Source organism: Actinacidiphila sp. bgisy145 (assembly GCF_057708125.1).
On record NZ_JBYIRL010000056.1, the window covers coordinates 14,087 to 36,357 of the forward strand.

Consider the following 22,271-nt stretch of genomic DNA (forward strand, 5'->3'; position numbering starts at 1 on the left):
GCCGCGGGCGCGGACCTACGGGGCGGCGGGTACGTCCGGGGGGTCCGGCGCGTCCGCGAGGGTCGGGGCGGGGCTGAGGGCGGGCGCGTACAGGGCGGCGTCGAAGGCGGTCGCCGCGTCCGCCAGCGCGGGGACGGCCGGGCCCCGGTGCGGCGTCCGGTACGGGCGCAGGTCGAGTGCCGCGGTGCCCGCGGGGCCGGGGAGCAGGCCGGGGGAGCGCTCCGCCGCGGCGCGCGCCAGGTGACGGCTCAACTCCCGGTAGCGGCCCAGCGGGTAGCGCACCGCCGGGTCGCCCTCGCGCCACACCGCGCCGACCGCGCGGAAGGGGCCGTACTCCTGCCGGGCGAGGTGCTCGCCGAGGGAGCCGGGGACGCGCCGGTCCAGGTGCTCGGTCTGCTCGAAGACCAGGATCGGCCCGTACGGGTGGCGGCGGGCCACCTCCTGGAAGGTCAGGTACTGCGCGGCGTCGCGCACCGCGAGGTCGCGGTGGTCGCCGCCCGCCGCGCGGTGGGCCGCCAGCCGCCGGTGCAGGAGCGCGGCGTGCCGCACGTCCGCCGGCTCCGCGTACGGCCCCGCGGCGGCGTCGTCGCCGGGGGCGGCGCCGTACATCTCCAGGCCGTAGAAGCGGACCTGGTCGGCCGGGGCGCGCCCGGTGTTGTGCCGGCGCAGCCAGGCGAGCAGGGCGAGGTTGTCGCGCAGTGCGGCACCGGTCCACCACGACCAGACGCCGCGCACCACGGCCGCGGCGGGCTCCGCCGGGCCCAGCCCGCGCACGTAGGCGTCCACCGGCCGGGACAGCGCGAAGTGCGTCTCCGCGGCGACGGCCCGCAGGCCGTGCCGTGCCACGAGGTGGCGGACGACGGCGTTGCGGGCCCGCAGGTACTGCGCGCGGACGTGGATGCCCTCGGCCCAGCCCAGGACCCGTACGCCGTCGGCCAGTTCGTCCAGCAGACCGGTGAACGGCCCGGTCAGGACGACGCCTTCCCGTTGGCGGCGGCGCTCAGCAGCGGCAGGTAGCGGTCCAGCATCCACGGCAGGCTCAGCACCGACACCGCGCTGGTGGCGTACACCATCGCCGGGTCGGTGAGCGGGACGTACCCCTTGCGCTTGACCGCGGGCATCCGCTGGAACAGCGCGTTGGACTCCAACTGCTTCTGCACGGAGGAGCTGAGGTACCAGGAGACCAGGACGTCGGAGTCGATCGAGTCCAGCTTCTCCAGGCTGACCTGGGCGGAGAAGGACGCGGCCGTGGACGGCAGGCTCGGGGAGATGGTGAAGCCCAGCTCGTGCAGCAGCTCGACGCGGGAGTCCGTGGACAGGTAGAGGTTGTAGTTGTCGGCGGCGGTGCCCGAGCCGAACGCCACGGTCCTGCCCGCGAACTCCGGGTGGGCCGCCTTCGCGTCGCTGATCAGCTTGTCCGTCGACTTCTCCAGCGCGGCCGCCTTCGTGGACCTCCCCAGCGCCTTGCCGACCACTTCCAGCTGGTCCTGCCAGGACGTCAGCCACGGCTTGCCCGGGTAGCCGACGGTCGGCGCGAGGTGGCTGAGCTGCGCCTGCTGCTTCGCGGTGATCCCGGAGTCGACCGCGAGGATCAGGTCCGGGTGCAGCGCCGCGATCTGCTCGTAGGGCACCTCGTCGGAGACGTACTTCAGCAGGGTCGGCTTCGCGCCGCCGAGCTTGGCGGTGTCCCAGGGCAGGATGCCGGTGTTGTCGCCGGTGTCGCCGCTCATGTCCTGCATGCCGACCGGGACGACCCCGAGGGCCAGCGCCACGTCCTGGCTGCCCCAGCCGATGGTCACCACCCGCTTCGGCTGCGAGGGGATCGTCGCCTTCCCCACGGAGGAGTCGATCGTCACCGGGAACGCCGACGCGTCGGCGGACGACGTCCCGCCGGACGACGCCGCCGCGTCCGACGACGACCCCTTCGAGTCGCTGGAGCAGCCCGCCACGGCGAGCGACAACGCCACGGCAGCGGCGGGAAGAATGCGCAAGGCCCACTTTCTCATAAGGTAAACCTAACCTAAGCCTGGCTCCGGCCCGCCCCCAACCCCCCGACCACCGCGGCCTCATGCCCACCCCCCGCCGCACACCACCAGACGGCACCCCCCTCCTGCACCACCGGGTGCAGCCCGACCCCGTCAGTCGCACACACCGGCCACACCCGCCACGTCCGCTCCATCACGTCCTCCTGGAGCAGCGCGGCCACGGCCGCCACCGCCTGCACGACGTCGTCCCCCGCTGACGGCGGAAATGCCCGGGGCGAGGTCGAAGTCCGGGTCGAAGCCGGTCTCGGCGAGCAGGCGCCGGGCGAGGCCGGCCAGATCGGGGGCGGGAAGGCGGGCGGGGACGCACTCCATGGCCTCCCGCACCGCCGCACCCGGGTGGCCCAGGTCGAACAACTCGCAGGCGAGGGCGGTCACGTCGGCCGCGCGCACCTCGCCGCGGCTGAGGCCGAGGTGGAGGCGCGCGGCGGCGGCGCCGGCCGGGTCGGTATGCACGGACGCAGTGTGGCAGCGGGAGCGGTCGGTTCGAGGACGGTTGACATACGCCATGCGCATAGCAGGTATGGCGATCATGCATTGGACAGATGGTCGCGCCCGGCGGAGGGTGGGAACGTCAGTCCGCCGTCACGGAGGTCCGCTCATGAAAGCCGTCCGCTTCCACCGCTACGGGGACATCGACGTCCTCGGCGTCGAGGACGTCGCACCGCGCCCGCTCGGCCCCGAGGACGTGATGGTGCGGGTGCGCGCCGCCGGCATCAACCCGGGCGAGGCGAAGATCAGGACCGGCGCGCTGCACGACGTCTTCCCCGCGACCTTCCCCTCCGGGCAGGGCAGCGACCTTGCCGGCACCGTCACCTCGATCGGCGCCGACGTCACCGGATGGGCGCCCGGCGACGAGGTGATCGGCTGGTCCTGGGAACGCTCCAGCCACGCCGAGTACGTCGTCGTCCCGGCCGGCCAGCTCGTCCGCAAGCCCGACCCGCTGCCCTGGGCGGCGGCCGGCGCGCTCTACGTCGCGGGCTGCACCGCGCACGCGGCGGTCGAAGCCGTCGACCCGCAGGCCGGCGAGAACGTCGTGGTCAGCGGCGCCACCGGCGGCGTCGGCAGCTTCGCCGTCCAGCTCCTGCGGCTGCGCCGGGCCCGCGTCTTCGCGATCGCCTCCTCGCGGCACCGGGACTGGCTGGCCTCCCAGGGCGCCACCCTCGTCGAGTATGGCGACGGCCTCGCCGAGCGCCTGCGCGGGGCCGTCGAGAGCGACGGGGCCGGCACCGTGGACGCCTTCCTGGACTTCCACGGCGGCGACGACCCGCGGACCGCGCTGGCCCTGGGGGTGCCGCCGCACCGGATCAACACCCTCGACTACGCCGCCGCCAAGGCACTCGGCACCCGCGCGCAGGGCAGCGTCCAAGGCACCAGCACCCAGGTGCTCGGCGCACTGGCCGAAGCCGCGGCGAGCGGCCGCATCGAGGTGCCGATCAGCCGCACCTTCCCGCTGGCCGAGGTCCGGGCGGCCTTCGCCCACCTCGAGCACGACCACCCGCTGGGCAAGGTCGTCCTGCTGCCCTGAGCAGCACCCTGGTCCTTGAGCGGCACGCCTGCCCTGAACAGCACACCGCCCCCGGGCGGCCCGCGGCTCAGGCCGCGCCGAGCTGGTGCAGCACCGTGCGGTTGAACGCGTCCAGGTCGTCCGGACGGCGGCTGGTGATCAGGACGTTGGGGCCGGCCGTGCACACCTTGACCCGTTCGTCCACCCAGGTCGCGCCCGCGTTGCGCAGGTCGGTGCGCAGGCTCGGCCACGAGGTGAGCGTGCGGCCGCGGACCGTGTCCGCCTCGATCAGGGTCCACGGCGCGTGGCAGATCGCCGCGACCGGCTTGCCCGCGGCGAAGAACCCGCGCACCAGGTCGAGCGCCTTCGCGTCCTGGCGCAGTGCGTCCGGGTTCGCCACCCCGCCGGGCAGCACCAGCACGTCGAAGTCGTCCACCGACGCCTCCTCCACGGTGAGGTCGGCCGGGAAGGTGTCGGCCTTGTCCAGGTGGTCGAACGCCTGCACCTCACCCGCCTCGGGCGCGATCAGCGACGGCGTCACCCCCTGCTCGGCCAGCGCCTGCCAGGGGGAGGTCAACTCCACCTGCTCGACACCTTCGGTAGCGGTCAGGAAAGCGGCACGCACGACATCACACCCTCTCGTCGCAATCGCCCGGTCCGGCGCGGTCACCCCTGCGGCTACCCACCCCGGCCGGGCGAAAACGAGCCCCGGCGGTCATCGCCCCTGCTCGGGCTGGCAGTGCGGGCAGTCGACCGTCGTACGGCTCGCGATCCGCCGCCTGCGCAGGCCGGTGCCGCAGCGCGGGCAGCGCGGGTCGGCGTCGTCCCGGCGGCCGGTCAGCCAGGAGCGGCGGCCGGGCACCCGCCCGGTGGGCACGGCCAGGCGCAGCGTGCGGCGCATCGCCGCGTACAGGGCGCGGGCCTGCTCGTCGGTGAGGGTGTTGGCGGGGCGGGCCGGGGACAGGCGGGCCCGCCAGAGGATCTCGTCGACCAGCAGGTTGCCGAGCCCGGCGAGGGCGGACTGGTCCATCAGCACCGCCTTGAGGGTCGCCCGGCGCCGGCGCAGCAGGCCGCCGAACTCCTCCCGGCCGACGGACAGCGCGTCGGGGCCCTGCCCGCGCAGCGCCCGCTCGACCTCCGCCTCGTCCGCGGCCAGCCGCAGCCCCTGGAGCTTGCGCTGGTCCTGGTAGCGCAGCCCGCGCCCGCCGCCGAGATCGAGCCGCACCCGGTCGTACCGCTGCGGCGGGTCCCGCGGCGGGCAGCACAGCAGCCGGCCGGTCATGCCGAAGTGCAGCAGCAGCGCCGGGCCGCCGTCGGTGCGGGCGATCAGCCACTTGCCGTGCCGCTGCGGCGCGCGCAGCGTGCGGCCCTCCAGGGCGCCGCGCAGCCCCCGCTCGCTCACCCCGCGCAGCACCCCGCGATCGGTGACGTGCACCTTCTCGATGCGCCGGCCCCGCCCGCACGCGTCCAGCGTCCGGCGGAACCCCTCGACGTCCGGCAGTTCGGGCATGCCCGGCTCTCCCTCCCGCCCGCGGGTGGACGTGCCGCACTCCGGGTTGCCCGCCCGCACCGTCCGAAACGCCCGCACCTTCCGGAGCGGCCCGCACACCCGCCGAAACGGCCCGTACGTGTCGGACGCGCCGCACCGGGTACCCGCAGGCCGTCGGCGCTCGTGCTGCGGCAGGCTCCGTACGGCGGCGCCGCGAGGCTGCACACCGAGCGGAAGGACGATGCGGCATGGTGCGGTTCGGATACACGATGATGACCGAGCAGGCGGGGCCGCGGGACCTCGTCGAGCACGTGGTGGGCGCGGAACGCGCGGGCTTCGACTTCTCCGTCACCTCCGACCACTACTTCCCGTGGCTGGACACGCAAGGCCACGCGCCGTACGCCTGGAGCGTGCTCGGCGCGGCCGCGCAGGCCACCGAGCGCATCCCGCTGATGACGTACGTGACGTGCCCGACCACCCGCTACCACCCGGCCGTGGTCGCCCAGAAGGCCGCCACGGTCCAACTGCTGTCGCAGGGCCGCTTCCGGCTCGGCCTCGGCTCCGGGGAGAACCTCAACGAGCACGTGGTGGGCGGCGGCTGGCCGCCGGTCGCGACCCGGCTGGAGAAGTTCGAGGAAGCCGTGGGGATCATCCGGGCCCTGCTGGACGGGGCCGAACTCGACCACCGCGGGCGGTACTTCGACGTACGCGGCGCCCGGCTGTGGGACCGGCCGGACACCCCGCCGCCGATCGGGATGGCCGTCTCCGGCCCGCGGTCGTGCGCGCTGGCCGGGCAGCTCGCCGACCTGGCCATCGCCACCGAACCCGACCGCGGCCTGCTGGAGGCGTTCGACCGCGGCGGCGGCGCGGGCAAGCCGCGCGTCGGCCAGCTCCCGGTCTGCTACGACCCCGACCGCGACAAGGCGGTCGCCCGGGCCCACGACCAGTTCCGGTGGTTCGGCAACGGGTGGAAGGTCAACGCGGAACTGCCCGGCACCGCGGGGTTCGCCGGCGCCACCCAGTTCGTCCGGCCCGAGGACGTGGCCGCGTCCATCCCGTGCGGCGACGACGTCGGCGCGTTCGTGGACGCGGTGCGCCCGTACGCCAAGGCGGGCTTCGACGAGATCGCCCTCATCCAGATCGGCGGCGACCACCAACGGCCCTTCCTGGACTGGGCCGAGCAGACCCTGCTGCCCGCCCTGCGCACCGCCCTGTGAGGCCCGTGCCCGCCCGGCGGGCCGCGAGCACGGGGGCATGGAGGGTGACCGGCTCCAAACCTTCCGCGTGTCCGTGCCCGACGAGGCGCTGCGGGACCTGCGCGCCCGGCTGCGCGCGAGCACCCGGCCCGCGCCGGCACCCGGGCGCCCCTGCGAGCAGGGCACCGACCTGGACCACCTGCGGGCACTGACCGGTCACCGGGCGGACAGGTTCGCGTGCCTCCCCGAGGGCGAACTCCAGCGCACCTGGTACGAACGGCTGAACGGCTCCACGCGTTTCGCCCAGTGGTGCGTGGCCCCTCGCAGCGGCCGCTTCGCCGCCCTGGAGCACCCCGGCACGCCGACCGCCGGCATCCGCGACCACTTCACCGGACGGGGCCGGGCCCAAGGCCCGCCGGGCGTTCAGCCGCGGCCCCCCGCGACCGCGCGGACGGCACGCCGGTCGCCACCGTCGCCAGCGCCGTGACGGCGCTCCGCGGCGCCCGCGCCGAGGCCGCTGACCGCGACGCCGACCGCGAAGCGCTGACCGCGACGCCGACCGTGAGCCGCAGGTCCCGCCGGTCGGCAGCCCGTCGGCCGCCGTATCCGCGCCCCCGCGGCGCGGCCCGCGTGACCTGGGAGCGGGCAAGTGCTCTTTCCCGCACGTGCATTGACGCCCCATCCGGCCCAGTTGTACCGTCGCCGCAATTGCAACGATGCAAAGAGTCCGGACCACGGACGCGAGAGGACTCCCCATGGAATGGCGACGGTGGCACCGGACGGGACCGCCCCGACTGATCATGCTCCTGACCGCGGTGATCCTGGCGGCGACCGCCGCCGTGGCCACCGCGCCGAGCGCCTCGGCCAACGCGGCGGGCGGAAGTATGTACACCCGCGCCTCGACGAACGAGTTCCTGGCCTACTCGCGGGTCATCCGGCTCGCGCACAGCGGCAGCGCGGACGGCACGCTCATCGGCTCCTTCGAGCACGCGAACCTGGACGGCAGCGCGTCCGGCTTCGTGATCCGCAGCTCCGCCGACGACGGCGCCGACTGGCAGACGCTCAGCACCGTCAGCGACCCGCTGACCGGCGCGGGCCACCCCTCGGACCAGTTCTGGCAGCCGTTCCTGTACGAACTGCCGCAGCAGATGGGCGCCTACCCGGCCGGCACCCTGCTGCTGGTCGGCAACATCGCGCCCAGCAGCCAGGCCGAGACCGACTTCGTGCTGTGGCGCAGCACCGACCACGGCGCCAGCTGGACGTACCAGGACATCGTGCAGAAAGGCGGCGGCGGCTCCGGCGCGCCCCACGGCGGCTCCGGCATCTGGGAGCCGTTCCTGACCACCGACGGCGCCGGCCGGCTGGCGATGTACTTCTCCGACGAGCGCCCGGAGCCGGCGCACGCGCAGATCATCGCGCACATGGTCTCCGACGACGGCGGCGTGACCTGGAGCGCCAACCCGGACGGGTCGACGAACTTCGCGCCGGGCCTGGTCGCCGACGTCGAGAGCACCTCCGACACCGACCGGCCCGGGATGCCGACCGTCGCCACCCTCCCGGACGGCCGCATGGTGATGGCGTACGAGATCTGCGGCGACGGGCGCAACTGCGAGGCGCACACCAAGACGTCCACCGACGGCGGCACCACGTGGGGGAGCGGGCCCTCCGACCTGGGGACGGAGGCCGTCACCTCCGACGGCCGCTACCTCGGCAGCAGCCCCTACATCGTCTGGAGCCCGCAGGGCGGACCCGACGGGCAGCTGATGCTGGCCGGCATGCGCACCCGCTTCACCGGATCGAACGACTTCACGCCGGAGGACCGGCAGGCGGTGTTCGTCAAGGACCCCGACTCCACCGGCTCCTGGTCCTGGACCCCGGCCCCGTTCGAGCCCGCCGCCACCGACGACTCCAGCTGCAAGACCAACTACAGCCCCGACCTGCTGCTCGGCACCACCGGAGCCACCGTCCGCCTGACCACGCCCACCGTCGGCGGCGCGACGGGCTGCGAGGAGGGCACGGCCGAGGGCAACTCCGGAGTGCTGCCCTACGCCGGCGACTTCGCCAACGGCACGTCGGGCTGGATCGACTACGGGGGCTGCTGGACCACCTCCGGCGGCGTGCTGTCGGAGACCTGCGGCGGCGACGGGGGCGACAAGTCCATCGCGGGCTCCACCGGCTGGACCGACTACCGCCTGGCGGGCGACGTACGGATCGACAGCGGGACGCAGGCGGGCTTCCTCGTCCGCGCCTCGAACCCGGCCGCGGGCACCGACGCGCTGAACGGCTACTACGTGGGCGTCTCCGCGTCGAGCCTCTTCCTCGGCCGGCAGAACGGCGGGTGGACCGCACTGGCCGACACCCCGATCTCCGGCGGCCTCGCCAACGGCACCTGGTACCACGTCGAGGTGCAGGTGAGCGGCTGCACGCTGGAGGTGACCGGCACACCCGCCGCCGGCGGGCCGACCGCGAGCTTCAGCTACCAGGACACCGGCTGCGCCTTCACGCAGGGTGCGATCGGCGTGCGCGACCAGTCCAGCACGGCGAGCTGGCGGAACATCACCGTCAGCAGCGCGAGCTGACCGCGTCCCGCCCCGGGCCGCCGCGCCCGGGGCGGGCACCGGTCGGCGGGCAGGTCGGCCGAACGGCCGGTTGGGGCTCGGGTCAGCTCGGCGGCAGGTCCGCGGCGGTCAGGGCCGCGTCGACGCGGGCGCGGATCTCGGCGCCGGTCACCGGACAGCTCAGCGGGTGGTCCGACGGGCAGTCCATCATGTGCCGCAGCAGGGCGGCGGCCCGGGTGAGGCGTTCGATCCGCTCCTGCATCGCGCCGTACTCGGCGGCGATGAGCGCGTGCCGCTCGGGCGCGTGCGCGCTGGACATCACGGCAGCGGTGTCGGCCAGCGACATCATGCCGTCGTCGTGCCACTGCTGCGCGTACGCCAGGCGCTCCAGGGCCGCCCGGTCGTAGTGGCGCACCCGGCCGCGCCGGGCCGCGGGACGGATCAGTCCGCACTCCTCGTAGTAGCGCAGTGTCGGCACCGAGACCCCGAAGGCGCGGGCGACCTCGCTGATCGAGTACAGCCGACGCGGCATGCGCACCTCCCGGGACGACGGCACTTGCGCTCAAGTCCGCTTGAGCGCGCAGGGTGGTCACCAGCGTAACCGAACCACCCGAGCGCCTGGAGGCTCCTGCCGTGTCCGCGTCCCCGCCGCCCGCCGCGACCACCGGCTCCGCCGCGACCACCGGCTCCGCCGCCGCGGACGCCGCTGCCGCAGAAGCCGGTGCCGCCGCGCCGCGCGGGCGCACCGCGCCGCCGTCCGCCAAGGGCGCCGGCGCGCTGCTCGTCGTCGGCTTCGTGCTGATGAGCCTGAACACCCGTGTCGCGTTCGGGCAGGTCGGGCCGCTCGCCCCGGTCGCGGGCTTCAGCCAGGCCACGGTCTCCCTGCTGGGACTGCTGCCGCCGCTGTGCATGGGCGCGTTCGCGCCGCTCGCGGGCGCGGTGCGGCGGCGGCTCGGCGAGGAGCGCGGCCTGTGGTGGGCCGCGCTGGTGGTGGTGGCCGGCGCGGTGCTGCGGATGTGCGGCATGGGCGGGCTGTTCGCCGGCACCGTCGTGGTCAGCGCGGCCACCGCCGTCGTCAATGTGCTCATCCCGGTCCTGGTGCGCACCCGCTTCCCGCGGGAGCGCGTCGGCACGATGATGGGCGTCTACGCCCTGGCGATGGGCACCGGTTCGGCGCTGGTCGCGGCCCTGGTGGTGCCCGTCGCCCGCGCGACCGGCAGTTGGCAGCCCGCGATCGGCCTGGCGGTGGTGCCCGCGGTGCTGGCCGCCGCCGGGATGACCGCGCCGGCGCGCGACCGCCCCCGCCCGGCACGGCCCGCCACCCCCGCCGTCACCGGCACCCGGCACAGCGAACGGCCGCACGTGGCGCGCACCGCGGTCGCCTGGAGCCTGACCGCCTTCTTCGGCGTCCAGACCCTCGCCTTCTACACCACGCTCGCCTGGCTGCCCTCGATCCTGGTGCGGTCCGGCGTCGCCAGCGGCGCCGCGGGCTCCGGCCAGGCGCTGCTGATCTGCGGTGTCGCCGTCGGCGGGTTCGTCGCGCCGGTGCTGGCGGCCAAACGCGCCGACCAGCGCCCGCATATCCTCGGCACCGCCCTGGCCTGCGCCGCCGGCTTCACCGGGCTGCTGCTCGCCCCCGCCGGCAGCTGGACGGTGTGGGTGGCGGTCCTCGGGATGGGGCTCGGCGCCGGGCAGGCGCTGCCCGGCGTGCTCTACTCCCACCGCGGGAACGACCGCGACCACGTCACGGCCCTGTCCACCATGGCCCAGACCTGCGGCTTCCTGCTCGCCGCCACCGGCCCGGTGCTCGCGGCCGCCCTGCACGGCGCCACCGGCGGCTGGACCGCGCCGCTGACCGCGCTCGTCGTCCTGCTGTGCGGGTGCGCGGTGGCCGGGATGCGCGCGGGCCACGACCCGGTACGGCCCGGCCTCGTACGGCGCTGAACGGACGCCCGGCCCGGGTCAGGTCTGCTGCATCGGTTCGTACGCCTCCGCGGCCACCCCGAAGGTCCAGGCGACGCCCTCCCGGGCGGTGCGGGTCGAGGGCGGCACCCGCAGCCAGTACGTGCGGTGGGTGCCGTCCGGCTCCGGGGTGGAGTTGACCACCTCCACCATCACCACCGGCTCGTCGCCGGTGAGGTCGATCCGCCACAGCACGCCCGTCTCGTCGCGGTGCACCGGGCGGGCGCCGGACTCGGCGAGGTACCGGTCGTAGCCGTAGTACTCCAGCATCACCCGCCGCAGTTCGGCGTTCTCCTCCGCGCGGATGCGGTCCGGCGTCAGGGCGCCCAACTCCGCCAGGAACGAGGCGGGCACCGGCATGCCGCGCCACGCGTGGAGGGCGAACCCGTCGGGGTAGGCGAGCGCGGGGCCCGCGCCGTGGTCCAGGCGCCCGGCCTCGTCGCGGTGCAGGGCGACCGGGCGCTCGCTCACCACCGCGACCCGCGCGAACGGCCACCACCAGCCGGCGTGGCGGCACACCTGGGCGAGCCCGTCCAGCGGGGGCAGGTCCGCCGGGAAGGCCGCCAGCCACGGGGCGTCGTGCTGGCCGAGCACCGCGTCGAGCATCAGCAGCCGGACCTCGGTCGCCACCCGTTCGTACGCCGCCCGCTCCTCTCGCGGAAGCCCCGCGGCGCCCCCGGTCGCGCCGCCGGGCGCGGTCGGGGCGACCCCGGTGACGTCCTCGACGACGCCTTCCCGGACACGGTCGACCAGCGCCTGCGTCGCCGCCCACAGCCGCCCGCCGCTCGCACCCCAGTGCGCCGACCAGCCCGCCGCACCCAACTCGGTGTGCAGCCGGGCGCGTTCGGCCGCCCACGGGGCCGTACGGATCTGCTCGCGCAGGCTGGGACCGGCGTCCGGCAGGGCGCGCAGCACATCGACGGCCTCGCGCGGCGAGCCGACCCAGCGGATCTCCCGCGGCTGCGGCAGCCCGGCCCGCGTGTAGGCGAGCCGTATCCCGCGCTCGGCGGCCGCCCGGTCGGCCGGGCCGGTCGCCGAGGCGTACTCCCGCCAGACCCGCACCGGGTCGCCCGGCGCGCCCTCGCCCGCCGCGCCGCCCACCGGGGCCACTTGCCCCACCACGCCCGCCGGGTCCGTCGCCGTCCCCACCGCGTCCACCATGCTCATCGCGTTCCCGTCCATCCCCTGCTCTGCCCCGATCCCGATGCCTGCTGCCTGATGCCGATACCTGATCCGACGCCAGATCCGATGCCTGACGGCGTGCGACGCGCGTGCCCGCGCCCCGCTCAGTCCGCGACGATCCGCACCGACCCCGGTACGTACTCCCGCTGACGGATCACCCGGAACCAGCCGCGCGGCAGCGTGATCGTCGCGTGCTCCTCGTGCACCACCCGGCCGCCCTGCGGCAGATGGAGCAGGAACGGCCCGAACGGACCCGGCTCCCGGACCAGTTCGCCCGGCCCGACCACCGCGTGGGCGTGACCGGTGACCTCGCCCAGCGCCAGCACCAGCCGGCCGCGCGCGTCCCGCGGCTCCCGGTCGGCCGCGCCAACGTGGGCGGGCAGCGCCTCCGCCGCCACGGGCACCATCAGCACGTCTCCCTGCCGGTACACGGCACACCTCCTCCCCAAGGCGGCGCACCGCGCGCCGGCCATCTGTCCTCGACCCTAGGGCCGGGCACTGACAACGGCCGGCGGCAGCGGCCGGCGGCGGCCAGCGGCAAGACAGCCGCCAACCGCCCGCGGCGCCGCGCCCGTTCGCCCGCCCGGCACCCGCCGGACCACCCCTGCACGGCTGTTGTCAGACCCGGTTGGTACAACTGCGGGCACCAGGCACCACCCGGATCTTCCGCACAGGAGCAGGCGCATGACCATCGGCGACCACCTCGACGAGCAGCACGGGCTGCCCGCCTTCGACTTCCCGGGCCCCGACGCGCCCGTGGCCGGCCTCCCGGGCCCCGACACGGTCGCCTGGCGCGTCCGCGGCGAGGTGTACGACTCCGACGAGGACTGGCACGGCGCCTTCGCCCGCTTCTGCGGCGCCGTCGACACCACCCGGGTCAAGGCGCTGATCGTGGGCGCCTGGGAGGAGGCGTACGACAGCTCGTCCGACCCCGTCGTGGAGGCGCTGGCCGGCGCCCGCGACCGCTTCCCCGCCCTGCGCGCGGTGTTCATCGGCGACATGGTGATGGAGGAGTGCGAGATCTCCTGGATACACCAGGGCGACGTCACCCCGGTGCTGGCCGCCTACCCCGAGCTGCTGGAGCTGGGCGTGCGCGGCGGCACGGAACTGGAGTTCCCCGCCGTCGAGCACGCCGCCCTGCGCCGGCTGGTGATGGAGACCGGCGGGCTGCCCGCCCAGGTGGTGCGCGGCGTCGGCGCCAGCGACCTGCCGGCGCTGGAGCACCTGGACCTGTGGCTCGGCACCCCCGACTACGGCGGCGACAGCGAGGTGTCCGACTTGGAGGGCATCCTGTCCGGCGTCCGCTTCCCGAAGCTGCGCCACCTCGCCCTGCGCAACAGCGAGATGCAGGACGCGGTCGCGGCGGCGGTCGCCGCGGCGCCGGTCGTGGCCCGACTGGAGGTGCTGGACCTGTCCATGGGCGTCCTGACCGACGAGGGCGCCGGCGCGCTGCTGGCCGGCCAGCCGCTGACCCACCTCACCACGCTCGACCTGCACCACAACTACCTGAGCGACCCGATGCGGGAGCGGCTGACCGACACCCTGCGCCCGTCCGGCGTCGAGGTGGACGTCGACGCCGACGACGCCGACGAGGACCGCGAGAGCGACGGCACCGTCTGGCGCTACGTCTCCGTGGGCGAGTGATGGCCTCCCCGGCGAGCAGGGCCGCACCGCGCCTCGCGGTCGTCGGCAACCCGGAGAACCGGCGCGTCACGCTCTTCGCGGACGCCGTCCGGGCCGCCGGGCTGCCCGCCCCGCGCGTCGTCGCCTGGCGCGACGTCCTGCGCGACGGCGGCGCCGACTTCGACCCGCGCGAGGTCGTACGTCTCGACTCGCCGGGGGAGGACGCCGAGGTCGACCGGCGGCTGCGCGGCGCGGGCCACGCCGCCACGCGGGTGGACGGCTCCGCCCGCTGGTACACCGGTTTCCTGGCCGCCGTCGCCGGGCTGCGCGGCGGACGGCGGCTGGACGACCCGGCCGACCTCGCCGTGCTGTTCGACAAGCGGCGCTGCCACGCGGTGCTGCGCGCCGCCGGGATACCGGTCCCGGACTCGCCGACCTCCGGGCCCGGCGCGGCCCCGGTCCGCGGCTGGGACGACGTGCGCACGGCCGTCCGCGAGCACCGCATGCCGCGGCTGTTCGTCAAACCCGCACACGGCTCCTCCGCGTCCGGGGTGCTGGCCGTGGAGACCGCGGGCGGCGGGCGGATACGGGCCACCACCTCCGTGGAGCGCGGCGCCGACGGCCATCTGCACAACTCCCTGAAGGTGCGCCGCTACGAGGAGGAGACCGACATCGCCGCGATCGTCGACGCGCTCGCCCCCGACGGCCTGCACCTGGAGCGCTGGCTGCCCAAGGCGTCCCAGTCCGGGCGCGCCGCGGACCTGCGCGTCGTCGTGGTCGGCGGCCGCGCCACCCACGCGGTGGTGCGCACCAGCCGGTCCCCGCTGACCAACCTCCACCTCGGCGGGCGGCGCGGCGACCTCGCCGCCGCCCGCGCCGCGGTGGAGGCGTCCGGCGCGAGCTGGGGCGACTTCCTCGACGTGTGCGAGCGCGCCGCCGCCTGCTTCCCGCGCACCCTGTGCGTCGGCGTCGACCTGCTCCCCGCGGTCGGCTGGCGCCGCTCCTTCGTCGGCGAGGTGAACGCCTTCGGCGACCTCCTCCCGGGCCTGCCGGGCCTGTCCGGCGGTCCCGCCGAGGGCCTGACCACCTACGCCGCCCAGGTCAGGGCGCTGCTGGAGGAGCCGCCCGGCCCACCGACCTCAGCCGACCCCGACGACCCGGCCGCGCCGAGCACTCGGCACCTCCTGCCCACGCGGCCCACCCCACCCATCCTGCCCGCCCCGCCCGCCCCGCACGACGAAGGACGCCTGGATGCCCGCCGCCCCGCCGGCCGCTGAGCCGGACATGACCGAGGTCGTCGGCAGCCACGACCTCCTGCTGGTCACCCTGGACACCCTGCGCCACGACGTCGCCGCGGAGCTGGCCGCGCGCGGCCGCATCCCGCACCTGGCCCGGCACCTTCCCGGCGGGCGGTGGGAGGAGCGGCACGCGCCCGGGAGCTTCACCTACGCCTCGCACCAGGCGATCTTCGCCGGCTTCCTGCCCACCCCGGCCGCCCCGGGCCCGCACGCCCGGCTGTTCGCCGCGCGCTTCGCCGGGAGCGAGACCACCGCGCCCGGCACCTTCGTCTACGACACGCCGGACCTCGTCTCCGGGCTCGCCGCCGCCGGCTACCACACCGCCTGCGTGGGCGGGGTCGGCTTCTTCAACCGGCGCGGCCCGCTCGGCTCGGTGCTGCCCGGGCTCTTCCACGAGGCCCACTGGACCGAGGAGTTCGGCGTCACCTCGCCCACCTCGTTCGAACACCAGGTCGCCTGCGCCGAGGACATCGTGCGCGCCCTGCCGCCCGAGCGCAGGCTGTTCCTCTTCGTCAACGTCTCCGCGCTGCACCAGCCGAACTGGTTCCACCTGCCCGGCGCCGGGCGCGACGCCGGGGACAGCCGCGCCACCCACGCCGCCGCGCTGGAGTACGTCGACCGGCACATCGGGCGGCTCTTCGCCGCCGCGAGCAGCCGGCGCCGCTGCTTCGCGATCGTCTGCTCCGACCACGGCACCGCCTACGGCGACGACGGCTACACCGGCCACCGCCTGGGCCACCCCTCGGTGTGGACCGTGCCGTACGCCCACTTCTTCCTCGACCCCCAGCACCCGTGAGTTGAAAGGTAGGGCCGCCCGATGACCGTCGCCCCACCCCCCGCCGCCGTCACCCCCGACGCCCTCGACGCCCTCGACGGCGGGCCCTACCAGAGCTACGTCTACGCCTATCCGCACAAGACCGCCTACCGGCCGCTGCCCGACCGGCCCGCGCTGCGCGACCTGTGGACGGGCGAACCCCAGCACAGCCTCTCCCTCTACCTGCACATCCCCTTCTGCGAGGTCCGCTGCGGCTTCTGCAACCTCTTCACCCGGGTCGGCGCCCCCGACGGCCTGACCGGCGCCTACCTCGACGCCCTGGAGCGGCAGGCGGGCGCGGTGCGCGCCGCCCTGGAGGACGGGGCCCGCTTCGCCACCGCCGCGTTCGGCGGCGGCACCCCCACCTTCCTGACCGCCGCCGAGCTGACCCGGCTGTGCGACATCGCCGAGCAGCACATGGGCGCCGACCTGCGGGCCGTACCGCTGTCCGTCGAGGCGTCCCCGGCCACCGCCACCGCCGACCGGCTGCGGGTGCTCGCCGAGCGCGGCACCACCCGGCTCAGCCTCGGCGTGCAGAGCTTCGTCGGCACCGAGGCGCGCGCCGCCGTCCGCCCCCAGCGCCGCGCCGACGTCGAGGCCGCCCTCGGCCGGGTCCGGGACGCGGCCATCCCCGTGCTGAACATCGACCTCATCTACGGCATCGACGGCCAGACCGACCGCAGTTGGCGCGCCTCCCTGGACGCGGCCCTGGCCTGGCACCCCGAGGAGCTCTACCTCTACCCGCTCTACGTCCGCCCGCTGACGGGCCTGCACCGCCGCGGCACGCAGGACGCGCAGGACCCCGATCCGGCCTGGGACGAGCAGCGGCTGCGCCTGTACCGCGCCGGCCGCGACCACCTGCTCGCCCACGGCTACACGCAGCAGTCCATGCGGATGTTCCGCCGCGCCGACGCCCCGCCCCAGGGCGCCGACGACTACGCCTGCCAGACCGACGGCATGATCGGCCTGGGCTGCGGCGCCCGCTCCTACACCTCCGGCCTGCACTACTCCTTCGACTACGCGGTGGGCATGCACCAGATCCGCGGCATCATCGACGACTTCGCGGCCCGCCCCGCGGCCGACTTCGCCCGCGCCGAGACCGGCCGCCGGATCGACACCGGCGAGGCCCGCCGACGCCACCTGCTCCAGTCGCTGCTCCAGGCCGCCGGGCTCGAACACGCCGGCTACCGGGCCCGGTTCGGCGCCGCGCCCGCCGACCACTTCGGCGCCGTGCTCGACCGCCTCGCCGACCGCGGCTGGCTCACCGACGACGGCACCACCCTGCGGCTGACCCCCGAGGGCCTGGCCCACTCCGACGCGATCGGCCCGGCCCTGTTCTCCCCGGCGGTGCGCGCCGCGATGGCCGCCTACGAGCGGAAGTGAGCACCCGGTGGACCTGACCCTGCTCTACCGCGGACCGCTCGCCTCCTGCGACTACGACTGCCCGTACTGCCCGTTCGCCAAGCGCCGCGACACCGGGGAGCAACTGCGCGCCGACCGGGCCGCGCTCGCGCGCTTCACCGACTGGGCGCGGCAGCAGGGCAGCGACGACCGGCTGTCGATCCTCTTCACCCCCTGGGGCGAGGGCCTGGTCCGCTCCTGGTACCGGCGCGCCCTGACCGAACTGTCCCGGCTGCCGCACGTCCGGCGCGTCGCGATCCAGACCAACCTGAGCTGCCGCACCGACTGGCTGGAGGCGGCGGACCTGGACACCGTCGCCCTGTGGTGCACCTACCACCCCGGGCAGACGCCCTACGACCGCTTCCTGGGCAAGTGCCGCGACCTGGCCGGGCGCGGTGTGCGCTTCAGCGTCGGCGTGGTCGGGCAGCCCGAACACCTCGACGCGGCCCGGCGGTTGCGCGCCGATCTGCCCGGCCACGTCTACCTGTGGGTCAATGCCGCCGAGGGCCGCGCGTACACCGACGAGGAGGCCGGCGCCTGGACCGGCATCGACCCCCTCTTCCCGTACAGCAGGTACCCGCACGCGAGCGCCGGACTGCCCTGCCGCACGGGTGAGTCGGTGGTCTCCGTCGACGGCGCGGGCACCGTGCGCCGCTGCCACTTCGTGCCCGCACCGCTCGGCAACCTCTACGACGGCAGCTTCCGGGCCGCCCTGCGCCCGCGCCCCTGTCCGCTGACCGCGTGCGACTGCCACATCGGCTACGTCCACCTCAACACCCTCCCGCTGTACGACGTGTTCGCGGGCGGTGTCCTGGAACGCATCCCGGCCGCCGTCCCGGCAACGGCGCCGGGGGCGGGGCCGCGGCTCAGCCTGGTGTGATGATCAGCTTGCCGCGTGCGTTCGCGCCGCCCTGCTCCAGTTCGGTGAGCGCCGGGACCGCCTGGGACAGCGGGACGGTCCGGGCGATCGGCTGCCGCAGGGTGCCTTCGCCGGCCGCCCGGGCGACCGTTTCGATGTCCTCGGTGACCGGCCGGGCGATCACGACGTGGAGCGGACCGGGCAGGACGCTCCGGGCGAGGTTCGCCGGGGTGGGCAGCACACTGACGATCCGGCCGCCGGGCTTGAGCAGCGCCCGGGCGGACTTCAGCGGCAGGGGGCCGGCGGCGACGAGCACGATGTCGAACCGCCGCGCGAGCGGGGCCGGGTCGAAGTCGAAGCCGACGACGGGCTCGACGCCGAGGGCGCGGGCCTCGTCGGCGGCGCTGTCGCGGCAGCTGCCCGCGACCGTGGCCTGGCGGGCGAGGGCGATCTGCACCGCGGAGCGGCCGACGCCGCCGAGGCAGCTGTGCACGAACACGGCGTGGCCCGCCCGCAGCCTGCCCTTGGAGACCAGGGCCTGAAGGGCGGTGATGCCGACGGTCGGGACCGCGGCGGCGTCCTCGAACGACAGCCCCGCGGGCTTGTGCACGACGTCCCGCTCCCGCGCCACGACCACGTCGGCGAACGCGCCCGCGGCCTTGATGGGCGTCCCGCCGAGCACCTCGTCGCCGACCCGCAGCCGGGTGACGCCGTCGCCGACCGCCTCCACGACGCCCGCGAAGTCGTAGCCCATGGCGCGGGGGAAGCGCCGGCCGGTCACCTGCTTCATCCGGCCCTCGCGGATGCCGAAGTCCATCGGGTTGGCCGCGGCGGCGCGGACGCGGACGAGGATCTCGCCGGTGCCGGGCCGCGCGGGCTCGAACTCCTCCAGCCGCATGACCTCGGGCCCGCCGTACTGGTGGTACTGGATGCGTTTCATGGTTCGCCGTTCCTCCGCCGGTGCTGCACCGAGAGTGATGGGACTTGGTTCCATCACCTACGGTACACGAGTGACGGGACCGAGTCCCGTAGACTGGGCCCATGGCCCGCTGGGAACCGAATGCCGCCGAACGGCTCGCGCACGCCGCACTGGAGCTGTTCGACGAGCGGGGATACGACAACACCACCGTGATCGACATCGCGCAGCGCGCGGGGCTGGGGAAGAGCACCTTCTTCCGGCACTTCCAGGACAAGCGGGAAGTGCTCTTCGGCGGCGGCTCGATCGATGTGCTGCTGGTGGCGGCGATCGCCGCGGCGCCGGAGAGCGCGGCGCCGCTGGACGCGGTCGGCCGCGCGCTGGACGCGGTCGGCCGGGAGGTCTTCACCCCCGAGCGCCGGGCGTTCGTCGCCCGCCGGCAGGCGGTGATCGACGCCCACCCCGAACTGCGGGAGCGCGAGGCGCTGAAGAACCTCGCCCTCGTGGCGTCGGTGGCCGACGCGCTCAGGCAGCGCGGGGTGCCCGACACGACCGCGCGGGTGGCCGCGGAACTCGGCGCGCTCGCCTCCGCGATGGCCTTCGACCGCTGGAGCCGCACGTCGGACGGCGACGACTTCGACACGCTCGCCCGGCAGGCGTTCGAGGAGGTGCGGGCGGCCGCGTCCGGCTGCTGAAAGGGTTGGTCGGGCGGTAGCCGCGGCGGTTCCGGCGGGGGTCGGTCGGGCGGCGCGCGCGGGCGGGTGGCCGGGCGGCGCGCGCCCGGCGGGTCACCAGGCGGGCAGGCTCGCGGAGTTGGCGGCGGGCTCGGCGCCCGCCTCGGTGAAGGCGTGCAGCGCCCCCAGCAGTTCGCGGCGCCGCACGGCGGGCATCGCGTCCACGATCCGGGCGATCTCCTTGCGGCGGCGCTCGGTCGCCTCCGTGACGGTACGGCGCCCGGCGGCGGTCAGGGAGATCAGCGTGGTGCGGCGGTCGGTGGGCACCGTGCCCCGCTCGACCATGTCCACGGCGACCAGCCGGTCGATCATCCGCATCGCGGTGGACGGCTGGACGTCCAACTCCGCGGCCAGCGCGGACAGGCTGAGCGGTCCGCGGCTGTGCAGGGCCACGAGCATCCGGAACTGCGGCAGCGTCAAGGACTCCTCGACCGACGCGAGCGAGCGGGCGGAAACGGCGACCAGGAGCCGCGAGGCGGTCAGCAGCGCGCTGACCATGGCCTCGGCGTCGTTGTCCGGCACGGACGGGGAAGCGACCATGGACACCTTTCTACATCCCCGGCCGTGTCCCCGGCAGGCACCGGCCCCCCTCGGCCGGCGGAGAAGGCGGGGCACGGGCCGTGGGCGCCTGCCGCGGGCGGGCCGACGGTGGAAGACTCGGCCCATGCACCCTGCGGCCCGGCTCCTCGCGATCACCCTCGACTGCCCCGATCCGATCCGGCTGGCCCGGTTCTACCAGGGTTTCCTCGGCGGGCAGGTGGCGGCGACCGGTTCAAGGTCTTCGTGGACCCGGCCGGGCACCTGCTCTGCATCGTTCCGCGCGCCACCGCGGACCTGCCGGCGGAACTGCTCGCCCCGGTGGCCGGCTGACCGCCGACGGTCGTGCTCCGGAGCCGGCGCGCGGCTTCTGCGGCGGGTCCTGGACGCCGTACGGGGCGTCCCGTCTCAGCCGGCGGCCGCGGCGGCGCTCCGCGACGGTCCGCGCAGCGCGTGCAGGACGGCCTGGTGGGTGATCCAGCCGGTCAGGTGCGCCCGGTCGTCGTCGAGCACCGGCAGCCCGGCGCCTTCGGAGCTGACCAGGGCGTCCAGGGCGGTGGACAGGTCGGTGGCGGCGGTGACGGGCGCCGGCAGGTGGGTGATGGACCGCACGGTCGCGTCCGCGTGGGCGCCGTCGGCAAGGGTCTCGGCGGCGGTACGGGCGGTGGCGGTGCCGAGGTAGGCGCCGTCGGCGGTCACCGGCAGGACACCGTGCGGGGAGCGGGCCAGCGCCTCGGCGGCGCCGGCGAGCGGGGTGGCGCCGTCCAGGGGCGGGGGGACCGCTTCCATCACGGCGCCCACGGTGATCCCGGCCAGCACGGTGCCGCCCGGGGCCTGGTCGAGGTCGATGCCGCGGCGGCGCAGCTTGAGGGTGTAGATGGTGTCGGCGGACAGGGCGCGGCTGGTCAGGGTGGCGAGCACGATCGCGGTCATGAGCGGCAGGATGATCGTGTACTCGCCGGTGAGTTCGAACATGATGACCACCGCGGTGATCGGGGCGCGGGCCGCGCCGGCGAAGGCGGCGCCCATGCCGATCAGGCCGTAGGCGCCGACCGGTCCGGCGCCGCCGGGCAGCAGGTGGTGGGCGGCGGCACCGTAGGCGGCGCCGAGCATGGCGCCCATGAACAGCGAGGGCGCGAAGACCCCGCCGCTGCCGCCGATGCCGATGGTCAGGCTGGTGGCGAGCATCTTGCCCAGCAGCAGGACGACCAGGAACCCGATCGCGTACTTCCCGCCGACGGCCCGCTCCAGGACGGGGTAACCGACGCCGTACATCTCGGGCAGGAGCAGCAGGAGGCCGCCGAGCAGGAGGCCGCCGACCGCGGGGCGGGCCCACTCCGGGCCGCGCCAGGCCCAGTCGCAGGCGTCCTCCACCCGGTACAGGACCCGGGTGAAGGCGACGCCGACGGCGCCGGCCAGTACGCCGAGCAGGGCGAAGAGCAGGTACTGCGAGAGGTGGGTCACGGTGAAGGCGGGCAGGTGCAGGAACGGCTCGTCGCCGAACGCGGCGCGGCCGATGACGCTCGCGGTGACCGAGGCCAGGACGACCATGCCGAACGACTCGGCGGTGAAGTCCCGCAGGATCAGCTCCATCGCGAAGAACACCCCGGCCAGCGGTGCGTTGAAGGTGGCCGCGATGCCGCCGGCCGCGCCGCAGGCGACCAGCACCCGCATCCGGTCCTCGGCGACCCGCACCGCGCGGCCGAGCGTGGAGCCCAGCGCGGAGCCGATCTGCACGATCGGGCCCTCGCGGCCGACCGAGCCGCCGCCGCCCATGCACAGCGCGGACGCCAGCGACTTCACCACGGCGACCTGCGGCGCGATCCGCCCGCCGCGGCGCGCGACGGCGTACATCACCTCGGGGACGCCGTGGCCGCGGGCCTCGCGGGCGAAGCGCTGCACCAGCGGGCCGTAGACCAGGCCGGCCAGCACCGGGGCGAGCAGCACGAACCAGTGCCCGAGCCAGGGCACGTGCGGATTGGCGGCGCGGCCGGCGGCGGAGTAGTCCGTGTGGCCGGACAGCGCGCGGGTGAAGGTCCCGATCAGCCAGCGGAACGCGATCGCGCCCGCGCCCGCCCCGCACCCGACCGCCAGGGCCAGCACCAGCAGCCCGCCCTTCGCCTCCCGCAGCGCCGTCAGCAGGGCGGCCGGAC

The 22,271-nt window shown here is 75.5% G+C and carries 23 protein-coding genes; 12 read left to right on the forward strand and 11 right to left on the reverse strand.

Annotation, left to right across the window (positions count from 1 at the left end; genetic code table 11):
- Positions 1-15: 15 nt before the first annotated feature.
- Positions 16-1,032, reverse strand: coding sequence for an erythromycin esterase family protein (locus AC3ERT_RS33370; protein WP_435178651.1), 1,017 nt, complete (start codon positions 1,030-1,032; stop codon positions 16-18).
- Complete coding sequence (locus AC3ERT_RS33375) at positions 969-1,799, reverse strand: iron-siderophore ABC transporter substrate-binding protein (protein WP_435178653.1); 831 nt, start codon at positions 1,797-1,799, stop codon at positions 969-971. Before AC3ERT_RS33375 ends, AC3ERT_RS33370 begins: the two co-directional genes overlap by 64 nt.
- On the opposite strand from AC3ERT_RS33375, the gene AC3ERT_RS33380 reads away from it, so the two are divergent.
- The gene (locus tag AC3ERT_RS33380; RefSeq protein ID WP_435178655.1) at positions 1,792-2,013 is read left to right on the forward strand and encodes a hypothetical protein; all 222 of its coding nucleotides are present in this window, start codon (positions 1,792-1,794) and stop codon (positions 2,011-2,013) included. The two genes, AC3ERT_RS33375 and AC3ERT_RS33380, sit on opposite strands and share 8 nt — an antisense overlap.
- 125 nt (positions 2,014-2,138) lie before the next feature.
- Here AC3ERT_RS33380 and AC3ERT_RS33385 read toward each other — a convergent pair whose 3' ends face one another.
- Positions 2,139-2,498: a hypothetical protein gene (locus AC3ERT_RS33385; RefSeq protein ID WP_435178657.1), complete on the reverse strand. Its 360-nt coding sequence runs from the start codon at positions 2,496-2,498 to the stop codon at positions 2,139-2,141.
- A gap of 145 nt (positions 2,499-2,643) precedes the next feature.
- Between AC3ERT_RS33385 and AC3ERT_RS33390 the strand changes: the two genes are divergently transcribed.
- Positions 2,644-3,570: an NADP-dependent oxidoreductase gene (locus AC3ERT_RS33390; RefSeq protein ID WP_435178659.1), complete on the forward strand. Its 927-nt coding sequence runs from the start codon at positions 2,644-2,646 to the stop codon at positions 3,568-3,570.
- A 67-nt stretch (positions 3,571-3,637) separates the two neighbouring features.
- Here AC3ERT_RS33390 and AC3ERT_RS33395 read toward each other — a convergent pair whose 3' ends face one another.
- Positions 3,638-4,174, reverse strand: coding sequence for a type 1 glutamine amidotransferase domain-containing protein (locus tag AC3ERT_RS33395; protein ID WP_335972626.1), 537 nt, complete (start codon positions 4,172-4,174; stop codon positions 3,638-3,640).
- A gap of 90 nt (positions 4,175-4,264) precedes the next feature.
- Positions 4,265-5,059, reverse strand: coding sequence for an Fpg/Nei family DNA glycosylase (locus AC3ERT_RS33400; RefSeq protein ID WP_435178661.1), 795 nt, complete (start codon positions 5,057-5,059; stop codon positions 4,265-4,267).
- Positions 5,060-5,286: 227 nt separating this feature from the next.
- Here AC3ERT_RS33400 and AC3ERT_RS33405 point away from each other — a divergent pair, with 227 nt between their 5' ends.
- From AC3ERT_RS33405 to AC3ERT_RS33415, 3 genes are all read left to right on the forward strand, one after another.
- On the forward strand, positions 5,287-6,255 hold the full coding sequence (locus tag AC3ERT_RS33405) for an LLM class F420-dependent oxidoreductase (RefSeq protein ID WP_435126829.1): 969 nt from the start codon (positions 5,287-5,289) through the stop codon (positions 6,253-6,255).
- 67 nt (positions 6,256-6,322) lie between these two features.
- Positions 6,323-6,721, forward strand: coding sequence for a hypothetical protein (locus AC3ERT_RS33410; protein WP_435178663.1), 399 nt, complete (start codon positions 6,323-6,325; stop codon positions 6,719-6,721).
- Positions 6,722-6,989: 268 nt separating this feature from the next.
- Positions 6,990-8,813 (forward strand): 3-keto-alpha-glucoside-1,2-lyase-like domain-containing protein, encoded by a 1,824-nt coding sequence (locus AC3ERT_RS33415; protein ID WP_435178665.1) that lies wholly within the window; start codon positions 6,990-6,992, stop codon positions 8,811-8,813.
- 82 nt (positions 8,814-8,895) lie between these two features.
- Here AC3ERT_RS33415 and AC3ERT_RS33420 read toward each other — a convergent pair whose 3' ends face one another.
- On the reverse strand, positions 8,896-9,324 hold the full coding sequence (locus AC3ERT_RS33420; protein ID WP_435178667.1) for a MerR family transcriptional regulator: 429 nt from the start codon (positions 9,322-9,324) through the stop codon (positions 8,896-8,898).
- 101 nt (positions 9,325-9,425) lie between these two features.
- On the opposite strand from AC3ERT_RS33420, the gene AC3ERT_RS33425 reads away from it, so the two are divergent.
- Positions 9,426-10,736, forward strand: a complete 1,311-nt coding sequence (locus AC3ERT_RS33425) for an MFS transporter (protein WP_435178669.1) — start codon at positions 9,426-9,428, stop codon at positions 10,734-10,736.
- An 18-nt stretch (positions 10,737-10,754) separates the two neighbouring features.
- On the opposite strand, the gene AC3ERT_RS33430 is transcribed toward AC3ERT_RS33425, so the two are convergent.
- The gene (locus AC3ERT_RS33430) at positions 10,755-11,936 is read right to left on the reverse strand and encodes a DUF6745 domain-containing protein (protein ID WP_435178671.1); all 1,182 of its coding nucleotides are present in this window, start codon (positions 11,934-11,936) and stop codon (positions 10,755-10,757) included.
- Positions 11,937-12,040: 104 nt separating this feature from the next.
- Positions 12,041-12,367 carry a hypothetical protein gene (locus AC3ERT_RS33435; RefSeq protein WP_435126841.1) on the reverse strand — a complete coding sequence of 109 codons (327 nt, stop codon included), beginning with the start codon at positions 12,365-12,367 and terminating at the stop codon, positions 12,041-12,043.
- Positions 12,368-12,620: 253 nt separating this feature from the next.
- Here AC3ERT_RS33435 and AC3ERT_RS33440 point away from each other — a divergent pair, with 253 nt between their 5' ends.
- Genes AC3ERT_RS33440 through AC3ERT_RS33460 form a run of 5 tightly spaced genes read left to right on the forward strand, consistent with a single transcriptional unit; the run spans position 12,621 to position 17,952 of the window.
- Positions 12,621-13,580, forward strand: coding sequence for an STM4015 family protein (locus AC3ERT_RS33440; RefSeq protein WP_435178674.1), 960 nt, complete (start codon positions 12,621-12,623; stop codon positions 13,578-13,580).
- Complete coding sequence (locus AC3ERT_RS33445) at positions 13,580-14,836, forward strand: STM4014 family protein (RefSeq protein WP_435178676.1); 1,257 nt, start codon at positions 13,580-13,582, stop codon at positions 14,834-14,836. The genes AC3ERT_RS33440 and AC3ERT_RS33445 overlap by 1 nt, the downstream gene beginning before the upstream one ends.
- Before the next feature lie 7 nt (positions 14,837-14,843).
- Positions 14,844-15,653, forward strand: a complete 810-nt coding sequence (locus AC3ERT_RS33450) for an STM4013/SEN3800 family hydrolase (protein ID WP_435127369.1) — start codon at positions 14,844-14,846, stop codon at positions 15,651-15,653.
- Between the two features lie 21 nt (positions 15,654-15,674).
- Positions 15,675-17,054, forward strand: a complete 1,380-nt coding sequence (locus AC3ERT_RS33455; RefSeq protein ID WP_435178678.1) for an STM4012 family radical SAM protein — start codon at positions 15,675-15,677, stop codon at positions 17,052-17,054.
- A gap of 7 nt (positions 17,055-17,061) precedes the next feature.
- Entirely contained in the window at positions 17,062-17,952 is an 891-nt protein-coding gene (locus tag AC3ERT_RS33460) for an STM4011 family radical SAM protein (protein WP_435178680.1), read from the forward strand.
- Here the strand turns inward: AC3ERT_RS33460 and AC3ERT_RS33465 are convergent.
- The gene (locus AC3ERT_RS33465) at positions 17,939-18,871 is read right to left on the reverse strand and encodes an NADP-dependent oxidoreductase (RefSeq protein ID WP_435178682.1); all 933 of its coding nucleotides are present in this window, start codon (positions 18,869-18,871) and stop codon (positions 17,939-17,941) included. The genes AC3ERT_RS33460 and AC3ERT_RS33465 overlap by 14 nt on opposite strands.
- Positions 18,872-18,972: 101 nt before the next feature.
- On the opposite strand from AC3ERT_RS33465, the gene AC3ERT_RS33470 reads away from it, so the two are divergent.
- Entirely contained in the window at positions 18,973-19,542 is a 570-nt protein-coding gene (locus AC3ERT_RS33470; RefSeq protein ID WP_435178684.1) for a TetR/AcrR family transcriptional regulator, read from the forward strand.
- A gap of 93 nt (positions 19,543-19,635) precedes the next feature.
- Here AC3ERT_RS33470 and AC3ERT_RS33475 read toward each other — a convergent pair whose 3' ends face one another.
- Together AC3ERT_RS33475 and AC3ERT_RS33480 are read right to left on the reverse strand one after the other, a co-directional pair.
- Positions 19,636-20,121 (reverse strand): MarR family winged helix-turn-helix transcriptional regulator, encoded by a 486-nt coding sequence (locus AC3ERT_RS33475; RefSeq protein WP_335972578.1) that lies wholly within the window; start codon positions 20,119-20,121, stop codon positions 19,636-19,638.
- 405 nt (positions 20,122-20,526) lie between these two features.
- Positions 20,527-22,224 carry a chloride channel protein gene (locus AC3ERT_RS33480; protein ID WP_435178698.1) on the reverse strand — a complete coding sequence of 566 codons (1,698 nt, stop codon included), beginning with the start codon at positions 22,222-22,224 and terminating at the stop codon, positions 20,527-20,529.
- Positions 22,225-22,271 lie beyond the last annotated feature (47 nt).

Excerpts from the sequence above, each read along its gene's own strand:
- AC3ERT_RS33380 (WP_435178655.1), top strand. The coding sequence starts at position 1,792 with ATGGTCACCACCCGCTTCGGCTGCGAGGGGATCGTCGCCTTCCCCACG.
- AC3ERT_RS33390 (WP_435178659.1), top strand. The coding sequence starts at position 2,644 with ATGAAAGCCGTCCGCTTCCACCGCTACGGGGACATCGACGTCCTCGGC.
- AC3ERT_RS33400 (WP_435178661.1), bottom strand. The coding sequence starts at position 5,059 with ATGCCCGAACTGCCGGACGTCGAGGGGTTCCGCCGGACGCTGGACGCG.
- AC3ERT_RS33405 (WP_435126829.1), top strand. The coding sequence starts at position 5,287 with ATGGTGCGGTTCGGATACACGATGATGACCGAGCAGGCGGGGCCGCGG.
- AC3ERT_RS33415 (WP_435178665.1), top strand. The coding sequence starts at position 6,990 with ATGGAATGGCGACGGTGGCACCGGACGGGACCGCCCCGACTGATCATG.
- AC3ERT_RS33420 (WP_435178667.1), bottom strand. The coding sequence starts at position 9,324 with ATGCCGCGTCGGCTGTACTCGATCAGCGAGGTCGCCCGCGCCTTCGGG.
- AC3ERT_RS33430 (WP_435178671.1), bottom strand. The coding sequence starts at position 11,936 with ATGGACGGGAACGCGATGAGCATGGTGGACGCGGTGGGGACGGCGACG.
- AC3ERT_RS33440 (WP_435178674.1), top strand. The coding sequence starts at position 12,621 with ATGACCATCGGCGACCACCTCGACGAGCAGCACGGGCTGCCCGCCTTC.
- AC3ERT_RS33445 (WP_435178676.1), top strand. The coding sequence starts at position 13,580 with ATGGCCTCCCCGGCGAGCAGGGCCGCACCGCGCCTCGCGGTCGTCGGC.
- AC3ERT_RS33450 (WP_435127369.1), top strand. The coding sequence starts at position 14,844 with ATGACCGAGGTCGTCGGCAGCCACGACCTCCTGCTGGTCACCCTGGAC.
- AC3ERT_RS33455 (WP_435178678.1), top strand. The coding sequence starts at position 15,675 with ATGACCGTCGCCCCACCCCCCGCCGCCGTCACCCCCGACGCCCTCGAC.
- AC3ERT_RS33465 (WP_435178682.1), bottom strand. The coding sequence starts at position 18,871 with ATGAAACGCATCCAGTACCACCAGTACGGCGGGCCCGAGGTCATGCGG.
- AC3ERT_RS33470 (WP_435178684.1), top strand. The coding sequence starts at position 18,973 with ATGGCCCGCTGGGAACCGAATGCCGCCGAACGGCTCGCGCACGCCGCA.
- AC3ERT_RS33475 (WP_335972578.1), bottom strand. The coding sequence starts at position 20,121 with ATGGTCGCTTCCCCGTCCGTGCCGGACAACGACGCCGAGGCCATGGTC.